Source organism: Kosakonia sp. 1610, assembly GCF_050435845.1.
Lineage (GTDB): Bacteria > Pseudomonadota > Gammaproteobacteria > Enterobacterales > Enterobacteriaceae > Kosakonia > Kosakonia cowanii.
The window spans coordinates 23319-42159 of sequence record NZ_JBNDKZ010000005.1; the positions used below are offsets into that span (position 1 = coordinate 23319).

Annotated in this window: 14 protein-coding genes; 6 read left to right on the forward strand and 8 right to left on the reverse strand. The window is 57.5% G+C overall.

The window, feature by feature from the left end:
* Positions 1-11 precede the first annotated feature (11 nt).
* The 5 genes from ABIC80_RS14965 to ABIC80_RS14985 all read right to left on the reverse strand — a co-directional run bounded on the left by ABIC80_RS14965 (position 12) and on the right by ABIC80_RS14985 (position 8893).
* The gene (locus ABIC80_RS14965) at positions 12-458 is read right to left on the reverse strand and encodes a hypothetical protein (RefSeq protein ID WP_429177684.1); all 447 of its coding nucleotides are present in this window, start codon (positions 456-458) and stop codon (positions 12-14) included.
* The gene (locus ABIC80_RS14970; protein ID WP_429177686.1) at positions 445-4962 is read right to left on the reverse strand and encodes an RHS repeat-associated core domain-containing protein; all 4518 of its coding nucleotides are present in this window, start codon (positions 4960-4962) and stop codon (positions 445-447) included. The genes ABIC80_RS14965 and ABIC80_RS14970 overlap by 14 nt, the downstream gene beginning before the upstream one ends.
* A gap of 2 nt (positions 4963-4964) precedes the next feature.
* Positions 4965-5384 (reverse strand): DcrB-related protein, encoded by a 420-nt coding sequence (locus tag ABIC80_RS14975; protein ID WP_312118519.1) that lies wholly within the window; start codon positions 5382-5384, stop codon positions 4965-4967.
* Positions 5384-7306 (reverse strand): type VI secretion system Vgr family protein, encoded by a 1923-nt coding sequence (locus ABIC80_RS14980; RefSeq protein ID WP_042713214.1) that lies wholly within the window; start codon positions 7304-7306, stop codon positions 5384-5386. The genes ABIC80_RS14975 and ABIC80_RS14980 overlap by 1 nt, the downstream gene beginning before the upstream one ends.
* A gap of 387 nt (positions 7307-7693) precedes the next feature.
* Entirely contained in the window at positions 7694-8893 is a 1200-nt protein-coding gene (locus tag ABIC80_RS14985; RefSeq protein ID WP_429177688.1) for an NAD(P)/FAD-dependent oxidoreductase, read from the reverse strand.
* A 229-nt stretch (positions 8894-9122) separates the two neighbouring features.
* On the opposite strand from ABIC80_RS14985, the gene pitA reads away from it, so the two are divergent.
* Positions 9123-10619, forward strand: coding sequence for an inorganic phosphate transporter PitA (gene pitA, locus ABIC80_RS14990; RefSeq protein ID WP_042713216.1), 1497 nt, complete (start codon positions 9123-9125; stop codon positions 10617-10619).
* Positions 10620-11031: 412 nt separating this feature from the next.
* Here pitA and uspB read toward each other — a convergent pair whose 3' ends face one another.
* The gene (gene uspB, locus ABIC80_RS14995; protein ID WP_023481978.1) at positions 11032-11367 is read right to left on the reverse strand and encodes a universal stress protein UspB; all 336 of its coding nucleotides are present in this window, start codon (positions 11365-11367) and stop codon (positions 11032-11034) included.
* Positions 11368-11820: 453 nt separating this feature from the next.
* Between uspB and uspA the strand changes: the two genes are divergently transcribed.
* Positions 11821-12258, forward strand: coding sequence for a universal stress protein UspA (gene uspA / locus ABIC80_RS15000; protein WP_042713217.1), 438 nt, complete (start codon positions 11821-11823; stop codon positions 12256-12258).
* A gap of 65 nt (positions 12259-12323) precedes the next feature.
* On the opposite strand, the gene rsmJ is transcribed toward uspA, so the two are convergent.
* Positions 12324-13076 (reverse strand): 16S rRNA (guanine(1516)-N(2))-methyltransferase RsmJ, encoded by a 753-nt coding sequence (gene rsmJ / locus ABIC80_RS15005; protein WP_429177690.1) that lies wholly within the window; start codon positions 13074-13076, stop codon positions 12324-12326.
* Between the two features lie 3 nt (positions 13077-13079).
* Complete coding sequence (gene prlC / locus ABIC80_RS15010) at positions 13080-15122, reverse strand: oligopeptidase A (protein WP_429177692.1); 2043 nt, start codon at positions 15120-15122, stop codon at positions 13080-13082.
* A gap of 180 nt (positions 15123-15302) precedes the next feature.
* Between prlC and ABIC80_RS15015 the strand changes: the two genes are divergently transcribed.
* The 4 genes from ABIC80_RS15015 to pqqA all read left to right on the forward strand — a co-directional run bounded on the left by ABIC80_RS15015 (position 15303) and on the right by pqqA (position 18790).
* Positions 15303-16145: a 23S rRNA (adenine(2030)-N(6))-methyltransferase RlmJ gene (locus tag ABIC80_RS15015; RefSeq protein WP_139567213.1), complete on the forward strand. Its 843-nt coding sequence runs from the start codon at positions 15303-15305 to the stop codon at positions 16143-16145.
* 84 nt (positions 16146-16229) lie between these two features.
* A complete protein-coding gene (gorA, locus tag ABIC80_RS15020) occupies positions 16230-17582 on the forward strand; it encodes a glutathione-disulfide reductase (protein WP_429177694.1) in 1353 nt (450 codons plus the stop codon).
* A gap of 55 nt (positions 17583-17637) precedes the next feature.
* On the forward strand, positions 17638-18678 hold the full coding sequence (locus ABIC80_RS15025; RefSeq protein WP_429177696.1) for a dipeptidase: 1041 nt from the start codon (positions 17638-17640) through the stop codon (positions 18676-18678).
* Between the two features lie 40 nt (positions 18679-18718).
* Positions 18719-18790 carry a pyrroloquinoline quinone precursor peptide PqqA gene (gene pqqA / locus ABIC80_RS15030; protein WP_071789594.1) on the forward strand — a complete coding sequence of 24 codons (72 nt, stop codon included), beginning with the start codon at positions 18719-18721 and terminating at the stop codon, positions 18788-18790.
* The last annotated feature ends 51 nt before the right edge of the window (positions 18791-18841 follow it).

Sequence of the window (18841 nt, forward strand, 5' to 3'; positions counted from 1 at the left end):
TCACGTTATTTCTATATAGGGTACGCATCAATTTCTATAGGTTTTTTAAAATTTACGATCAATTTTATATATTCGCTAAAAAAAACAGCGTGACTTTCATCCAGTATCTCTCCACGTTGAATTGGATTATACTTTGTTAGAAATAAACTCCAGTTCAAAATTCCTGAGTTAGTACATGCAATGAACCCTTCATTTCCCATTGCTCCTTCACCAAACAATAACTCATATCCATTTTGCGGAATAGATATAGAGCCATATGATTGAATAGAAGACCATGGTTCTGATTCATATTCCACTATTTGATCCACACTGCTTCCAGCATAAGGATTAATTATAATTCTATCGCCCAGTTCTAAACAATTTAAAAGTACAACCCTTCCGTCAGAAAATGTTACACAATCGTAGCCAAGAATTTCATCTTGTTGCCACCGTTCCTGAATAGCGTCAACAACGTCCAATTTTTCCTCCTGATTTTTTAGGGTTTGGTACAATCTGCGGTTTTACCTTTGTTCCTATCTCTGGCAACTGAACTTTGGGTAAACCAGAGCCTTTAGGAGCCGAATTAAGTTTTTTAGAAAGATTCTTTCCATAAGTTCCACCACCTTGCATAACCTGATCAGTAGTTACCTTCTCTATGGGAACCTCCTTTAATCCAGCAGTCTGAGCCGCATGAAGACGTCTATTATCTAACGATACAAGTTGTCCATTAACCTCCATGACATTTAGTGGTTTATCCCAATTCCATTTCCCCGAATTCATCAACTCTGCATAATTATTTTCAAGAATATAAGCCTGAGAAAAATTCAAATCATTCGGATTAACCCAAATCCAATTGTTTTCCCAGCCCAATGGATCAATCCACGTTAGTGGATTCGGAGCATACTGATATAAGTTTATGCCCCCCGCCAGACCAATCGGATCCATCTGGGTGTAACACCCGGCCGCCGGGTCGTAGTAGCGGAAGGTGTTGTAATGCAGGCCGGTTTCGCGGTCCAGGTACTGGCCCTGGAAGCGCAGGTTCTGCGGGGTGTCCCAGTTTACCGGTGTGCTCTCGCGCAGGCTGCGGCCCCAGGCCGTGGAAGCTCCGCGCCAGACGGTGTCGCCGTTGCTGTCGGTCACGCTGTCCGGCAGGCCATTCAGTTCCGTGTGATACCAGAAGATGTCCGCATGTTCACCGTGGCTGTCGACGCGCGCCAGCGGTTCATAGCTGTTTTCGGTGTAGATATACTGCACCGCCGCGTCCGGGTGACTGTCGCTGGTCTCACCCACCATCTGCAGGCCGGACCAGTCGTACTGCGTGCGTTCCGGTTTCCGGTCATGGCGTCGCCACACCTGTTTCTCCGTGCGGCGGCCCAGCGCGTCGTAGCGGTATTCTGCTTTTGTGAGCTCCGCGTCGCCGTCGATTTCCACCCGGCTGATGCGGTGTTCGTCGTCGTAGCTGAAGCGCTGCGTCACTCTCCGGTGCGTGTCGTGGCGCACGGTCATGCGCCCGAAACCGTCATACTCCCGGCTGACGCCGTCCAGGCGTTTCAGCAGGTTGTTCCATACCGGCTGCAGCGCCGGCGTGGTGCGGTTGTCCGCGGCGTCATACCAGAAACGCTCCTCGCCTTCCGGCTGCAGGCTCTGCGTCATGCGCCCGGCCGCGTCGTAGCCCCACAGGGACTGACGGTACTTCTCCGCCGGGGTGGAGGGTGCGCCGTCGGTGTACATGCGGCGGATTATCTGGTCCGCGCGGTCCCACTGGTAGCGGCGCTCCGAGACCAGACGGTCGCGCAGGTTGTCGGTGCAGCGCCGGTGCGTGATACGCCCGGCCATGTCGTAGTGCGTCTCCAGCTCCAGCGCGCCCATCGTGCGGTGCGTCTCCCGGTGCAGGCGGTCACGCTGGTAGCCGGTGACCGGCAGCGTTTTGCCGCTCAGGGAGAGCTGCATCTCCAGCAGGTGCCCGGTGCCGTAGCGCAGGAACTTCAGTTCCCGCCCGTCCGGGAAGGTGGTGGCGCTGAGGTTGCTTAAGGCATCGTATTCATGCTGATAAACGCCGGAATGGTTCTCCTCGCGGACCAGGTCGCCAAGCTTGTTGCGCGCCAGGATGATGGCTTCGCTGTGCGCGGGCTCGCGCATCTCCACCGCGGCCTGACGCCACTCGGTGTAGGCATAACGGCGGATTTCGGTAGCCAGCGCGCTGTAGCGGTACTCGGTGCGGTGCTCCGGGGTTTCGCGCGCCGTCATGCGCCCGAGGGCATCATATTCGTAATTCAGCACCTGCGCTGGCAGGTCGCTGCCGCGCTCCGGGTGGCGCACCAGAGAAGCCACTTGCTGCGCGGCGTTGTAGTGATACTCCGTCTGCCGCCCGGCGTAATCCTGCTGACAGGTCAGCAGCCCGGTCGGGGTGTAGTCGAAACGCCACTCCTGGTTGTTGGCGTTGGTGAGCGTCACCAGACGGCCCGCCCGGTTGAAGCGGAAACGGGTCACATGCCCCGCCGGATCGGTGGCTTCCGTCACCTGGCCGCGCGCGTTGAGTTTTACCCTGCGCGTGCTGACGCCATCGACGCTCTGGCCGCAGAGCAGGCCGGATTGGGTGTAGCTGAACTGCGTCTCGCGCCCGTCGGCACGAATATAGGTCTGCAGGCGGCCGGCGGGGCTCCAGACGTAGCGGTCCGTATTGCCGAGCGGGTCGGTGCTGCGGATAAGGTGCCCGGCACCATCATACTGATTCTGGCTCTGGTTACCGGAGCAGTCCTCTTCGCGGATCAGCTGGCCCAGCGCATCCCACCAGAAGCGGTGGCTGTTCTCCAGCGCATCAATGCGGCGGATTAAGTCGCCCTGATCGTTCCACTCAAAGCGCGTCACGCCGCCTTCCGGATCGGTCAGCGCCACCACATCGCCCGCCAGGCTGTATTCGTACTGCCAGACGCCGCCGTCCGGCAGCACCTCTTTTAACGGGAAGTCATACAGCGGATGCCAGGTTTTCAGCGTTGCGCGTTCGAGCGGGTCGCGCTCCAGCGTCATATTGCCGCGATCGTCCCAGGCATACTCCCAGCGTCCGCCGTCCGGCTGTACGGCTGAGAGCAACTGTTCGGACTGACCTGCCCAGTTGAACTGCCACTTACCGCCGTGCACATCGGTGTACGCGGTGATGCGGTAGATCTCATCCCAGTAGTGTTCGCTGACCACGCCTTCATCGTTGCTGACGCGGGCGTAGCGTTTGCTCTCATCGGCGTCTATACGCCAGTTTTCCAGCACCGTGCCCTGCTCGTCGTGAACCTGGTACGCCTTCACGCGCCAATGTTCAGCGTCTGCGCTCGGCTGCCACTGGTAATGCACTTTCAGACCGGTCGAGAAGCTGTGCCAGGCCAGCATATCGCTGGCGCGATCCCAGCCAAACTGGCGGGTTACCACATCATCGGCATCGATGACCGCAATCAGCTGCGCCTGGTCGTTGTAGCGATAGCTCACCAGCAGCTGGCGTCCGCCATCAACGATCTGATAAACCGCGCGTAACCGCCCGCTATGGGCGTCGTACTCAAGTTCGACATCCAGCGCTTCGTTGTCACTGGAGATACGCGCCAGCTGGCCCTGGTCGTTCCAGCTGAAGTAGTGGGCGTTTTCATGGCGGTCGTAGATGCGGTGCATGCGCCACTCGCCGGGGCGGGTGGGATCCGGCTCATAGACCTGATGATCGCCTTCGCCGGTCTGGATCGCGATCGCGCCGTTCGGGCTGGAGAAGAGCCTGAGCCCCTCGTCCGGATAGGAGATCATGTCGCCGCTGAGCACTTCACCAAGCCCCAGCTCGCGCCCGCTCATATCTTTGAAAATCAGCTGATTATCCGCCAGACGGTAAAGACGCGTCTCAAACGGCATCATCCAGCCGGGGCCAAACATGCCGGAGGCGCGGTTGCGGCTGTTGTAGATACGCTGCCAGTAGAGCGGCATACGATCCGGCATCACAAAGTCGAGATCCTCCTCTTTGGCGAGGATCTTTGCGCCGCTGGCAATATTGACCGGGAAAGCGGTGCTCGCCGCGGAGACAAGAACGGAGGAAATCGTATCTGAAACCACCGCGCTGCCAAAAGCGCAGACGATATTTTTCAGCACGCTGCGGGTTAGCATGCGTCGGCAGAGCATTCTTGCCAGATTCGCCAGCTCGCCAACCCCCAGCGAGCCGACAATCGCGCCCAGCATATAGGCCAGCTGGTTCTTGCCGCTGCGAATATCACGAACGGTGATCGTGTCGCCACCGATGCGAACCCGGGGATTTTCACTGACTTTGATTTCCGCTTCGCAGGTGCTTTTCTCACCATTGCGCGCCGCGGGCTGATTATTGATTAGGACGCTTTTGGAACCCTGCGCGATAAAGTTACTGCTGGTGACCGCATGGCCTTTCTTGCAGTCAACGGTATCGAGTGGCATCGGGGTCGCATGGGGATCGGCGCTTTCAACCAGCGGTTGCGAAAGAGATTCCCACAGGTTCGAGCCCCACTTTTTCATATCATCAAGGGTGAGACCTTTGGCGCGTTCGGCAATCGCCATTGCCATGGCGCCAGGTACCAGGGCGAGCTTTGCCGCCTCCGCCGCGGTGGCCAGCGCCAGAATACCAACGGCTGCCCAGTCGATACTCTCTTCAGGAGCAGGAGGCGCGAGCAGAAAATCACGATCCACGGTTCCGGCGGCACGTGCGGCTTTTTTGCCCTTGATATGCACGTTTTCAGAGCCGGTGACGATATGCGCGTCGGGGGGCCCGGGGTCTATCAGGCTGTCGACCAGCTTCCCGGCGGCATCGCCGATTTTTTCCAGATCGCCGCTCAGGACCAGTGCGGCAATCACCACACCGCCCACTATTGCACCGACACCGGAAAAAATGATCCCGGCGATAATCGCCCCTTCCACGACAGCACCAACAAAATCCGCCAGCGCTGAACTGTGGATGAGTGGGTCATCAATACGGGCCGCGATGTAATCCGTCATCCTTACGCCCCTAACTGTAAGCCCGATTTGATCGACGCCCAGAATGCATCAGCAGGTGCGTCAAACGGCGCAGTGCGGCTGAACGTCAGCACCAGAAGATGATCCTCCACGCGGGTGATAGCCAGTTTCTCATGCACCAGCACGCCCTGGTTTTCAAAGCGCAGTGAAACTTCACGGGCAGGCTGGTTCGCCACCAGGCTATCTCCCACTTCGCCCATTACGACTTTCTTCATGCTGCGCTTCACTTTCGCCAGCTGCTGGCTGATAAACGCCTCTTCCTCGCCTGCCTTGATGTCCCACGCACGGGTGATCACCAGCGTCGCGTTGCTCTCATTAAAGCGCAGCACGTTAATGCTGCGATCCTGGCATGCTTCCGGCAGGTTGAGGATGCCTTCCGAAATAACAAACTGTGCGGTCGCCATTATTTATCTTTCCCTTGATCAAATGCTTTTGTAACCGCGGCCTGGATTTGGTCGATGGTGGGGGCAACATCGTCATGTTTTTGCGGTGTTGATAAGTTCAAATCCAGCAATCCTTTGGTATTAATCTGTCCACTGCCCAGCGCGTCGATTTTAAAATCATTGCACTGCAGTGTGACCGTGCCGTTGGCCCCCAGTATCAGAGCTGATTGTCCGGTAACGAGTTTGATGCTCGAGCCAGAGGCAAGTGTCAGATTACCCTGCACTTTCTGCGTAAAATCGCCGCCGATCACCTCGTCGTGGGAAAGCTGCGTCGCCTGGAAGTGGGTTCCGGCCACCTTGCCGCTGTGATCGCGCGTGATGTTCACGGTCTGTGAGCCGCCAACGCTGCGCGTCTCATCGTTTTTCACATGGGTATCAAGGTTGCGCTCGGCCTGGATCCACACCTGCTCTTCGCCCGCTTTATCTTCAAAGCGCAGGGCGTTGGCATTATCCACCGAGCCATCTTTCGAGCGGCTGAGGAAGCCCATCTGCGTTGCGGCGGCAGGCAGCGCCCAGGGCGGCATACTCGCTTCGTTGTAAACGCGACCGGTAACAATCGGGCGGTCCGGGTCGCCGTTGATAAAGTCGATAACGACTTCGTCGCCGACTCGCGGGATCTGTACGCCACCATAGCCCTGACCGGCCCAGGCGCTGGAGACGCGCACCCAGCAGGAGCTGGTGTCATCGCCTTTCGCCAGCCTATCCCAGTGGAACTTCACTTTTATGCGACCATATTTATCCGTCCAGATGCTCTCCCCCTGCGGCCCCACGACGCGCGCGGTCTGCGGGCCGTAAGTGCGCGGCCAGGGAGTGTGCTGCGGCGGGCGAAACACCACCGAGGAGGGGATAACGCTGAAGTCGATGCGGTGCACCGTCTGGCTGTCGGCACCGCTGGCGTAGCGGTTCTCTTCAAAGTTGTAGTGCGCGGCGGTGACAAGGTATTCGCCATTGTCATTAAAGAACGCGGCGTTGGTCAGCTGGAAAGTGCAGCCCGGCGCAATACCGATTGCCGTGGCGGTGCCTTCGATTTGTTGATGCTCAACCTGCCAGCGCTCCTGGCGAATGCGGGCATAGAATTCGCCGTGTCCATGCTCGACAAAGCGGCCCGGCCAGTCATAAACATCAATAGCGCCGGGAGATGGAGAGTTCGGGTTTTGCCGCGCCTGGAAGAGCCATGCGTTTGGTTTGCGGAAATCGTAATCATCCAGGCTGTAAATCCCTGGCGTCACGCTGTCTTCCAGCGCCCATTGGCTAATTCCCTCTTCATCGGTGCTACCGCCCGATGGCGTCTGGTGATAGGGAATAAATTCATAGCCGCTAAAGGGCTGATGTTGGGTAGCCGCGTCGGTCAGCACCAGCGTATGTTTGTCCGCTTCATGCTTGAAATGGTAGGCGATGCCTTCCAGCTCCATCAGACGGCTGATGAAATCGAAGCTGCTCTCCTGGTACTGCACGCAGTACTCCCACGTGCGGTAGCTGCCTGTCAGCTTATCTTCAATATTGACCTGGTATTCGCCCAGCAGGGTTTTCACGATTTGCGGCACCGTCTGTCCCTGGAAAATACGCAGGTTGCGGTCGCGCTTCATCGGCCAGAGATCCGGCTCAACGGTAAGTTGGTAAACGGCATAACGCGTACCGCTCAGTTCGACGGCGCTTACGGCGACGCGGGTGATTTTACCGTTAAGGTAGCGGCTGCCGGACAAACCCTGGGTTGGCAGGGTGACGGTGACCGGTTTTCCGAGCAGCTGGCTGCGATCCATGCGCGCGTCAGTACCGAGCAATTGCAGGGTAAAGGAGAATGCTTCGGACAGGGCTTCACGACCAGAAATTTTCCAGAAGAGCAGCCCCTCGGCAGGTAACTGAACAGTGATGCGATTGCTCATGTAGCGGATCCTGACATAAAACGCACCACTCCAGGCGCGTTCATCGGTTTAACGTGGCGGGCTTGATAGAAAGCTACCGCACCCTTTCTGAAAGCGAAAAGGCCTCTATTGTCTGATTTTTCGGCGAAATAAGTGCCAGGAATTATCCTAATCCATAGCAAACCTACCAAAAAAAGCGTCTGTTTTTAGCGAGTTAATGAAGCTCCCGCAAAAATAAAGACGCATAAATCAATGGCCTTCAGCGTAATTTGCTTTAAGTGAAAAGGATTGTGTGAGTGCGCAGCCGCAGAGTCAAATGCTCACATTGCGGTTTCGCGAGGGCTCTCGCAATTTATTGCCTGAAAAAGATGCATTACATGCGGCAAACCGTGGGCGATCGAAAAACGCTTATGCCTCTTGCTCCGCCAGCGCCTGTGCGCAGGCCCACGCACTGGACCATGCCCACTGGAAGTTGTAGCCCCCCAGCCAGCCGGCCACATCCATCACTTCGCCAATAAAATAGAGCCCCGGCACGTTTCGCGCTTCCATCGTGCGCGAGGAGAGTTCATGGGTATCTACGCCGCCGAGCGTTACCTCTGCGGTGCGATAGCCTTCGGTGCCGTTGGGCTGGACGCGCCACGCGGTCAGGGTCTCGACCAGCTTCTCCTGGTCACGGCTATTGAGCTGTTTCAGCGTCACATCAGGGATCTGCCCAAGCTGCTGCAAACACTCCACCAGGCGTTTTGGCAACTGCATGCCGAGGGTGTTTTTCAGACTCTGATTAGGGTGCGTGTCGCGCTGCTGATTGAGGAACTCTACCAGATCGCACTCCGGCACTAAGTTAATAGTGACAAACTCGCCCGGCAGCCAGTAGCTGGAAATTTGCAGCACCGCAGGCCCCGACAGACCGCGATGGGTAAAGAGCAGGTTTTCGCGAAATACCGTGCCGTTTTCAGCGGTGATAACAGACGGCACAGAGACGCCGGAGAGGGTCTGCATCTGCTCGAGTAAAGGTTTGTGCAGGGTAAACGGTACCAGACCGGCGCGGGTCGGCAGCACCTTCAGGCCAAACTGCTCGGCGATTTTGTAGCCGAAAGGCGAAGCGCCCAGCCCCGGCATCGATAGCCCGCCGGAGGCGATCACCAGTTTCACCGCCTGCACCGTGCCGCCGTTCAGCTGTAAGGTGTAGCCGTTGTCATCACGCTCGACGGAGAGGATTTCCGTGCGCAGGCGCTGGGTGACATTGCCCTTCTCGCACTCCGCCACCAGCAGATCGACAATCTGCTGCGCGGAGTCGTCGCAAAAGAGCTGGCCGAGCGTCTTCTCATGCCAGGCGATGCCGTGTTTACCCACCAGATCGATAAAATCCCACTGGGTGTAGCGCGCGAGGGCAGATTTACAAAAATGGGGGTTCTGGCTTAAGTAAGCCGCCGGTTCGACATAAAGATTGGTGAAGTTGCAGCGCCCGCCGCCGGACATCAGGATCTTACGCCCCGGCTTTTTGCCGTTATCCAGCAGCAGCACGCGCCGACCCGCTTGCCCCGCCAGCGCCGCACAAAACATCCCCGCCGCGCCAGCACCGACTATAATGGCATCAAAGCTTTCCACATCTTCACCCTCTCTCTTACCTGGTCGCGAATTGTAAAGAGTTCAGGCTGGTCACACCAGCGCGGTGTGGTGAGAAAAGAAACATACCATTGAAATTTATAAGATAATTTTAAAAATTCAGCGGAATGTAAGCGATGATGTCAAAAAAAGTCGATATTTCACTTTGCCCATACCGCCAATGTCCCTGATAATGCGCGGCGTTCGTGTCCCCAAAATGGCTTAACGACCTATGGTACATTTGTTTGCCGGCCTGGATCTCCATACCGGGCTACTCCTCGTGCTTGCACTGGTTTTTGTTCTGTTTTACGAGGCCATTAACGGCTTCCACGACACAGCGAATGCCGTGGCAACCGTGATTTATACACGCGCTATGCGTTCTCAGCTGGCGGTTGTGATGGCGGCAGTGTTTAACTTCTTCGGCGTTTTGCTGGGCGGGTTAAGCGTTGCGTATGCCATTGTGCATATGTTGCCAACCGATCTGTTGCTGAATGTTAGCTCCGCACACGGCCTGGCGATGGTCTTTTCCATGCTGCTGGCTGCCATTATCTGGAACCTCGGCACCTGGTATCTGGGCCTGCCTGCTTCCAGTTCTCACACCCTGATTGGCGCAATTATCGGTATTGGTTTAACCAATGCACTGATGACCGGCACCTCGGTGGTCGACGCGCTGAACATCCCGAAAGTGCTGAATATCTTTGGTTCGCTGATCGTTTCACCGATCGTCGGCCTGGTATTTGCCGGTGGGTTGGTGTTCCTGCTGCGTCGCTACTGGAGCAGCACCAAGAAACGTGCGCGCATCCATATGACGCCTGCGGAACGTGAGAAGATCGACGGCAAGAAAAAGCCGCCTTTCTGGACGCGTATCGCACTGATCCTCTCTGCTATCGGCGTCAGCTTCTCTCATGGGGCAAACGACGGTCAGAAAGGTATCGGCCTGATTATGCTGGTGCTGATCGGCGTTGCTCCGGCGGGCTTCGTGGTCAATATGAACGCCTCCGGTTACGACATCACCCGTACGCGGGATGCCGTCAACAACGTGGAAACCTACTTCCAGCAACATCCGGCGCTGCTGCAAAAAGCGACCGGTGTCGATCCGCTGATACCAACGCCGGAAGAAGTAGCCACTAAACCTGGCGAGTTTCACTGCCACGCGGGCCGCGCTATCAGTGCGCTGGACCGTGCGAAAGCGATGCTCACCGGGATTGAAAGCTACGATCAAATCCCGCTGGAACAGCGCGGACAGCTGCGCCGGATTATGCTCTGCCTCTCCGATATCACGGATAAAGTGGCGAAGCAGCCGGAGATCAGCGCCGACGATCAGCGTCTGCTGAAGAAACTGAAAGGCGATATGCTCAGCACCATCGAGTACGCGCCAATCTGGATCATCATGGCGGTCGCGCTGGCGCTGGGTCTGGGGACGATGATTGGCTGGCGTCGTGTTGCCACCACCATCGGCGAGAAGATCGGTAAGAAAGGCATGACCTACGCTCAGGGGATGTCCGCGCAGATGACCGCAGCGGTGTCGATTGGTCTGGCAAGCTATACCGGTATGCCGGTCTCGACCACCCACGTGCTCTCTTCGTCCGTAGCCGGTACGATGATTGTCGACGGCGGCGGTCTGCAGCGTAAAACCGTGACCAACATTCTGATGGCCTGGATCTTCACGCTGCCGGCGTCGATTATCCTCTCCGGTGGTCTGTACTGGATTGCGCTGAAGCTTATTTAACGTAAGCCTCAGAGAGACAAAAAACGGGTCAGGAAACTGACCCGTTTTTTTATTGCCGGAACCGTGCACATTGCCGGATGGCGGCTTTCGCCTTATCCGGCCTACGCGGAAAGCTCATTCCGGTAACCCGTAGGCCTGATAAGCGTAGCGCCATCAGGCAGTTGCTGAAACCGTGCTGATTGCCGGAACCGTGCTGATTGCCGGATGGCGGCTTTCGCCTTATCTGGCCTGCGCTGAAAACTCAGCCCGGTATCCCGTAGGCCTGATAAGCGTAGCGCCATCAGGCAGTTGCCGGAACCGTGCACATTGCCGGATGGCGGCTCGCGCCTTATCCGGCCTACGCCAAAAGCTCATTCCGGTAACCCGTAGGCCTGATAAGCGTAGCGCCATCAGGCATTTATCAAAACAGCGCTCAGTGCCAAATCATCAGCCCAATCAGGCTCAGCACCACCAGCCCGCATAAGGAACTGGTCAAAATAAACAGGTGACGCACCCGCTCGCAGCGGCGGATAAACTCATCGTCATGGTGATCGCGGTAACGTTGAGCGTAGATGTACCACACCAGCCGCATCTGCTTGCTCGGCTGACCGTGGGCGGTAAAGAACCCACCGCCATCGACATATTGATACAGCAAAGGATCACACCCGCGGAGTACCACCAACAGGGCGCGCAGCGATGAGTAATAACGCGCCATGTTCACTACACACACCACACACAAAGCCCAAAACAGCGCAACAGTGCTGATCACCATATCCCCTCCCCGGCGAGAGCCCACAGAGTTTCACTCCAGCGCTCACGCTCCTGAAAACCCCACTAAGGTAGACAACAAAGAGTGTAACCAAGGCTCCGGACGGACCACAACGAAGGCGATGTTCCGTAGTTGACCTCGCGCAAAGCATCAGGACAACTTCGGGACACCGTCTCTCTCTTCCGTACGGTTTCTTAATAGTGTAGGAGATAGCGCTCTTTTTTTGCCACAAGCGAACGCATATCCCTGCATCTCGCTGTAAATATTACGTAAGTGAATCGTGATCCAGGTTGATTGACGGTGCTGTTAGAGCGTTATAAGGTAGGAATCATTTTGAATGCGACCTGAAAAGTCGGGCGCCACGCTCACGTACAACGCAGGATGCGAGCGCAGCGCAACCCCATCAGGGTTTCACCCGGATGGCCATCGACAACTTATGGAAGGAGTAACATTATGGCTTACAAACACATCCTTATCGCCGTCGATCTCTCCCCTGAAAGCAAGCTGCTGGTTGATAAAGCCGTCTCTATGGCGCGCCCTTACAACGCAAAGATTTCTCTGATTCATGTCGATGTGAACTACTCCGATCTCTACACCGGCCTTATCGACGTTAACCTCGGCGATATGCAAAAGCGCATCTCCGACGAAACGCACCAGGCGCTAACGGAGCTCTCCACCAACGCAGGCTATCCGATTACCGAAACCCTCAGCGGCAGCGGCGATCTGGGCCAGGTGCTGGTCGACGCGATCAAAAAATATGATATGGATTTGGTGGTGTGCGGCCATCATCAGGACTTCTGGAGCAAACTGATGTCCTCTGCGCGCCAGCTGATTAACACCGTTCATGTGGATATGCTGATTGTCCCGCTGCGCGATGAAGAGGACGAATAATCGTTCGTTGACCTTTCGTCAGTAGCCTGAATACCGCCCGGTGCGCGCAACGCCACCGGGCTTTTTTATTCCCCGGAGCCGGGGTAGATATCGAAACGGTGGCTTTTGGTCACCACCGCAGATTGCGTAGCGACGCCTGCCAGCGGCGGCGCATAGTCGGGCCGTTTAACCACCACGCGTTTAATCGCTAACTGACGCGCAGGCTCCAGTAAGCCATCGGCATCAAGATCCGGGCCAACCAGCGACTGAAAGACCCGCATCTCCTTTTTCACCAGCGCGCTCTTCTGCTTGTGCGGAAACATCGGATCGAGATAGACCACCTGCGGGCGCGGCGTAATATCCGCAAGCCCCGAGAGGCTCGAAGCGTGAATAAGCGTTAACCGGTCGCGCAACCACGGGCCGACTTCTGCATCTGCATAGCCGCGCTGCAGACCATCCTCCAGCAGAGCGGCAACCACCGGGTTGCGCTCCAGCATGCGAACCCGGCAACCGACGGAAGCGAGCACAAAGGCGTCGCGCCCAAGCCCGGCAGTCGCATCCACTACCTCCGGCAGATAGCTGCCTTTAATGCCGACCGCTTTCGCCACCGCTTCGCCGCGACCGCCACCAAACTTGCGCCGGTGCGCCATCGCGCCTGCGATAAAATCGACAAAAATACCGCTGAGTTTCGGTTCATCGCGTTTACGCAGTTCAAGATGGGTTGGCGTGCGAACCAGCGCCATCAGGTTGTCGTCATCCGGCTCCAGCCCAAAGCGGGCGATAAGATCGGATAAGGCACCGTCTCCGGTGCCTGTTTCATCCACTAAGCAGATCTTCAAGTGTTAGCCTTCGATACCATAATGCTCAAGCATCGCGTCAATCTGCGGCTCGCGACCACGGAAGCGTTTGAACAGCTCCATCGGCTCTTCTGAACCGCCGCGCGTCAGGATGTTATCGAGGAACGACTGCCCGGTTTCGCGGTTGAAAATCCCCTCTTCCTCGAAGCGGGAGTAGGCGTCGGCCGCCAGCACATCGGCCCACAGATAGCTGTAGTAACCCGCGGCGTAACCGCCCGCAAAGATGTGGCTGAAGGCGTGCGGGAAACGGCCCCACGACGGCCCAGGCATCACCGCGACCTGGCGTTTGATCTCGGCCAGAGTTTCGAGGATTTTTGCCCCCTCTTGCGGGTTGAATTCCGCATGCAGACGGAAGTCGAACAGGCCGAACTCCAGCTGGCGCAGGATAAACATCGCCGCCTGGTAGTTTTTCGCCGCCAGCATTTTATCCAGCAGCTCCTGCGGCAGCGGCTCGCCGGTCTCAAAGTGACCGGAGATAAACGCTAGCGCCTCCGGCTCCCAGCACCAGTTCTCCATAAATTGGCTCGGCAGCTCAACCGCATCCCACGGCACACCGCTGATGCCCGCAACGCCTGCGGTTTCAACCCGCGTCAGCATATGGTGCAGGCCGTGACCAAACTCATGGAACAGGGTGATCACTTCATCATGGGTGAAGAGCGCCGGTTTGCCGCTCACCGGGCGGTTAAAGTTACAGGTGAGATAGGCGACCGGTTTTTGCAGCGTGCCGTCGGCGCGGCGCATCTGGCCGACGCAATCATCCATCCACGCCCCGCCGCGTTTGTGCTCGCGGGCATAGAGATCGAGGTAGAAGCTGCCGCGCAGCTCGTTGTTTTCGTCATACAGCTCGAAGAAGCGCACTTCCGGATGCCAGACATCGACATCGGTACGCTCTTTAGCGGTAATGCCGTAAATGCGTTTTACCACTTCGAACAGGCCGTTAACGGCGCGGTTTTCCGGGAAGTAAGGGCGCAGTTGCTCATCGCTGATGCTGTAGAGGTGCTGCTTCTGTTTTTCGCTGTAGTAGGCGATATCCCACGGTTGCAGATCGTTGACGCCAAACTCCGCTTTCGCAAAAGCACGCAGCTGCGCCAGCTCTTTTTCGCCCTGCGGGCGCGCGCGTTTCGCCAGATCGGTTAAGAACGCCAGCACCTGCGCCGGGTTTTCCGCCATTTTGGTCGCCAGTGATTTATCCGCATAGCTCTCAAAGCCAAGCAGCTGCGCCAGTTCGTGACGCAGGGCGAGGATCTCTGCCATCACCGGGCTGTTATCCCATTTACCCGCGTTCGGCCCCTGATCGGAGGCGCGGGTGCTGTACGCGCGGTACATCTCTTCGCGCAGCGCCTGGTTGTCGCAGTAAGTCATCACCGGCAGGTAGCTCGGAATATCGAGCGTTAACAGATAGCCCTCTTGCTCTTTAGCTTCAGCCTGCGCTTTCGCCGCCGCTAAGGCGCTTTCCGGCATGCCGGAGAGTTCAGATTCGTCAGTAACCAGCTTGCTCCAGCCCATAGTGGCGTCGAGCACATTGTTGCTATAAAGGTTGCCCAGCTCAGAGAGACGCGCGGCGATTTCGCCATAGCGTTTCTGCGTCTCTTTCGGCAGGCCAATACCCGACAGTTTGAAGTCGCGCAGGGCGTTATCGACCGACTTTTTCTCGGCAACGCTCAGTTCAGCGTAGTGGTCGCCGTCGCGCAGATCGCGATAGGCGTTATAGAGCCCTTCATGCTGGCCGACCCAGGTGCTGTACTCAGAGAGCAGCGGCAGGGTCTGTTCGTAAGCTTCACGCAGTTCCGGGCTATTTTTCACGGAATTTAGGTGGCTGACGGGAGAGAAGAGACGACCCAGGCGGTCATCGACTTCCGCCAGCGGCTGGCAAAGATTGGCCCAGGTGTAGGGGCCACCCTGCGCGACAACGCTCTCAACCGCGTTTCGGCAGTCGTCCAGCGCTTTCGTTACCGCAGGGACAACGTGTTCAGGACGAATGTGGGAAAACGGCGGTAACTCGAAAGGCGTCAAAAGGGGGTTGGTCATATGCGCAGTCCTGTTGAAAAGGGTGTTTGATTAGCATGGGGCTAACTTCTGGAGATTTCAATGCCGGAGGGTGCGCTTAAGCCGGGTATCGCTGCAATAAGCGGAGGGTTGAGCGGTAATCCGCCGCGATCTGCGATAGACTGTGCGAAATCTCGTTTAATTTCTGGAATCTCCAACGCTATGCTCAGTTATCGCCACAGCTTCCACGCGGGCAACCACGCCGACGTCCTCAAACACACCGTTCAGAGCCTGATCATCGAAGCGCTGAAAGAAAAAGAGAAACCGTTTCTCTATCTCGATACCCACGCAGGCGCGGGGCGTTATCAGCTCTCCGGCGAGCATGCGGAGCGCACCGGTGAATATATGGAAGGGATTGCGCGCATCTGGCAGCAGGACGATCTGCCCGCCGAGCTGGAACCCTACATGAATGTGGTGCGTCACTTTAACCGTGGCGAGCAGCTGCGTTACTATCCAGGCTCACCGCTGATTGCCCGCCAGCTGCTGCGCGAGCAGGATAGCCTGATGCTGACCGAGCTGCACCCGAGCGACTTCCCGCTGCTGCGCCAGGAGTTCCAGAAAGACGAACGCACTCGCGTGGCGCGCGCCGACGGCTATCAGCAATTAAAAGCCAAACTGCCGCCGGTCTCTCGCCGCGGTCTGATTCTGATCGACCCGCCATATGAGATCAAAACCGACTACCAGGCGGTAGTGAGCGGTATCAGCGAAGGCCACAAACGTTTTGCCACCGGCGTGTACGCCCTCTGGTATCCGGTAGTGATGCGCCAGCAAATCAAACGCATGCTGCGCGATCTGGAAGCGACCGGCATTCGCAATATCCTGCAAATCGAGCTGGGCGTGCGCCCGGACAGCGACCAGCGCGGCATGACCGCCTCCGGCATGATCGTGATTAACCCGCCGTGGAAACTTGAAGCGCAAATGAACAACGTGCTGCCGTGGCTGCACAAGAAACTGGTCCCGGCCGGTACAGGCCATACGCTGGTAAACCAGGTAGTAGCAGAGTAATCGCAGCCATCGGTGGCGCATTACGCCCGGCGCGTTACAATCGCGCCACGACTGTCGACTTCGTTCAGGATTAAGGAAACGACCATGAGCAAACATTATGACTACCTCGCCATCGGTGGCGGCAGCGGCGGTATCGCCTCGATCAACCGTGCCGCCATGTATGGTCAAAAATGCGCGCTGATCGAAGCCAAAGAGCTGGGCGGCACCTGCGTTAACGTCGGCTGCGTGCCGAAAAAGGTGATGTGGCATGCGGCGCAGATCGCCGAAGCGATCCATCTCTACGGCCCGGATTACGGTTTCGACACCACGGTGAATCACTTTGACTGGAGCAAGCTGGTCGCCAGCCGCAGCGCCTATATTGACCGTATTCACACCTCTTATGACAACGTGCTGGGCAAAAATAACGTGGATGTGATCCGCGGCTTTGCACGCTTTGTCGATGCCAAAACTGTGGAAGTGAACGGCGAGACGATCACCGCTGACCACATCCTGATCGCCACCGGCGGTCGCCCGAGCCACCCGTCGATTCCCGGCGCGGAATATGGCATCGATTCCGATGGTTTCTTCGCCCTGCCCGCGCTGCCGAAACGCGTGGCGGTGGTAGGCGCAGGCTATATCGCCGTCGAGCTGGCGGGCGTGATCAACGGTCTCGGCGCTGAAACGCACCTCTTTGTGCGTAAACACGCGCCGCTGCGCAGCTTCGATCCGATGATCACCGAGACGCTGGTGGAAGTGATGGCGGCAGAAGGCCCGAGTCTGCACACCCACGCGGTGCCGGCTGCGGTTGTGAAAAACGGCGATGGCAGCCTGACGATCACGCTGGAAGATGGCCGTTCGCAGACCGTTGACTGCCTGATCTGGGCGATTGGCCGCGAACCGGAAACCGATAACTTCAATCTTGCCGCCACCGGTGTGAAAACCAACGACAAGGGCTATATCGAAGTGGATAAGTTCCAGAACACCAGCGTTCCCGGCATCTACGCGGTGGGCGATAACACCGGCGCGGTTGAGCTGACGCCGGTTGCCGTGGCCGCTGGCCGCCGCCTCTCCGAGCGCCTGTTTAATAACAAGCCGGACGAGCATCTGGACTACAGCAATATTCCGACCGTGGTCTTCAGCCACCCGCCAATCGGCACCGTTGGCTTAACCGAACCGCAGGCGCGCGAGCAGTATGGCGACGACCAGGTGAAGGTCTATAAATCCTCCTTTACTGCGATGTATACCGCCGTCACCTCTCACCGCCAGCCGTGCCGCATGAAGCTGGTCTGCGTCGGGCCAGAGGAGAAGATTGTCGGTATTCACGGCATCGGCTCCGGAATGGATGAGATGCTGCAGGGCTTCGCCGTGGCGCTGAAGATGGGCGCGACCAAGAAGGACTTCGACAACACTGTCGCCATCCACCCAACGGCGGCGGAAGAGTTCGTCACCATGCGTTAATGCTCCACGCAAACTGGCCCCCGCGGCCAGTTTTGCTTTTACACAAGGTTTAAAGATGGCGGCGCAACTCCCGGTGTTTGATGGTCATAACGATCTGCTGCTGCGGTTGTGGCTGGAGCAGCCAGACACCTCTGTCGAACAGGTTTTCAGCGGCCTTAACGGCGGTCATCTCGATTTTCCCCGTATGCAGCGCGCCGGTTTTGCCGGTGGGCTGTTCGCCGTCTTTGTGCCGCCCGCTCGCTATATCGCAGAGATGCGCGGCATAACGCCCGATGCGGCGCAGGCGCTGCACGATCCGCTCCACATCACCCACCAGCAGATCGATCTCTTCTACCGCATGGTCGATGCCTCAGAGGGCAGAATGCGCGTCTGCCACAGCGCGCAGGAGATTGCGCAGTGCCTGCAAGATGGCACCATTGCGCTGGTACTGCATATTGAAGGCGCCGACGCGCTCAACGCAGAGTTAGAGCCGCTGGATGCGCTGGTCGCACGCGGCGTGCGCAGCATTGGGCCGTTCTGGAACCTGCCAAATGTGTTTGGCGAAGGGGTAAACGGCCGCTTTCCCGGTTCGCCGGATACCGGGCCGGGCCTGAGCGAGGCGGGCAAACGGCTTATCCGTGCCTGCAACCAACGGCGGATTCTCATCGACCTCTCGCATATGAATGAACGGGCGTTCTGGGACACCGCTGCCCTCAGCACTGCGCCGCTGGTCGCCAGCCACTCCAATGCTCACGCCCTCTGCCCGCAGCCGCGTAATCTCACCGATGCTCAGCTGGAGGCGATTGCCGCCAGCGACGGGCTGGTGGGCGTTAACTTCGGTACCGCCTTCCTGCGTGAAGATGGCAAGCGCGACGCCCGCACTCCTTTACACAAAATTTTCCAACACATCGACTATCTGCTTACTAAACTTGGTGAGGATCGTGTAGCATTCGGCTCCGACTTTGACGGCATCGACCTGCCGGAAGAGTTGGGCGATGTCACGGGGCTACCGCGACTCATGGCCCTGCTGACATCGTCTGGCATCAGCCAGCCGTTAGCAGAGAAACTTGCCTGGCGCAACTGGCTGCGAGTTCTGAATATGACCTGGGGTAACTGAATCACGCGGGTTACCTCCTCTCATCCCAAGGAGTTACGCTATGTGGACTAAACCAACGTTCGTGGATCTGCGCTTAGGTCTGGAAGTCACTCTCTATATTTCCAACCGCTAAACGCGCCCGCCCGCCTTGCTGCGGGCTTCCTCTTTTTTGCTTACCGGTTTA

Coding starts and splice junctions, on each gene's coding strand:
- ABIC80_RS14970 (WP_429177686.1), bottom strand. CDS start 4,962: ATGACGGATTACATCGCGGCCCGTATTGATGACCCACTCATCCACAGT.
- ABIC80_RS14975 (WP_312118519.1), bottom strand. CDS start 5,384: ATGGCGACCGCACAGTTTGTTATTTCGGAAGGCATCCTCAACCTGCCG.
- ABIC80_RS14980 (WP_042713214.1), bottom strand. CDS start 7,306: ATGAGCAATCGCATCACTGTTCAGTTACCTGCCGAGGGGCTGCTCTTC.
- pitA (WP_042713216.1), top strand. CDS start 9,123: ATGGTACATTTGTTTGCCGGCCTGGATCTCCATACCGGGCTACTCCTC.
- uspA (WP_042713217.1), top strand. CDS start 11,821: ATGGCTTACAAACACATCCTTATCGCCGTCGATCTCTCCCCTGAAAGC.
- prlC (WP_429177692.1), bottom strand. CDS start 15,122: ATGACCAACCCCCTTTTGACGCCTTTCGAGTTACCGCCGTTTTCCCAC.
- ABIC80_RS15015 (WP_139567213.1), top strand. CDS start 15,303: ATGCTCAGTTATCGCCACAGCTTCCACGCGGGCAACCACGCCGACGTC.
- gorA (WP_429177694.1), top strand. CDS start 16,230: ATGAGCAAACATTATGACTACCTCGCCATCGGTGGCGGCAGCGGCGGT.
- ABIC80_RS15025 (WP_429177696.1), top strand. CDS start 17,638: ATGGCGGCGCAACTCCCGGTGTTTGATGGTCATAACGATCTGCTGCTG.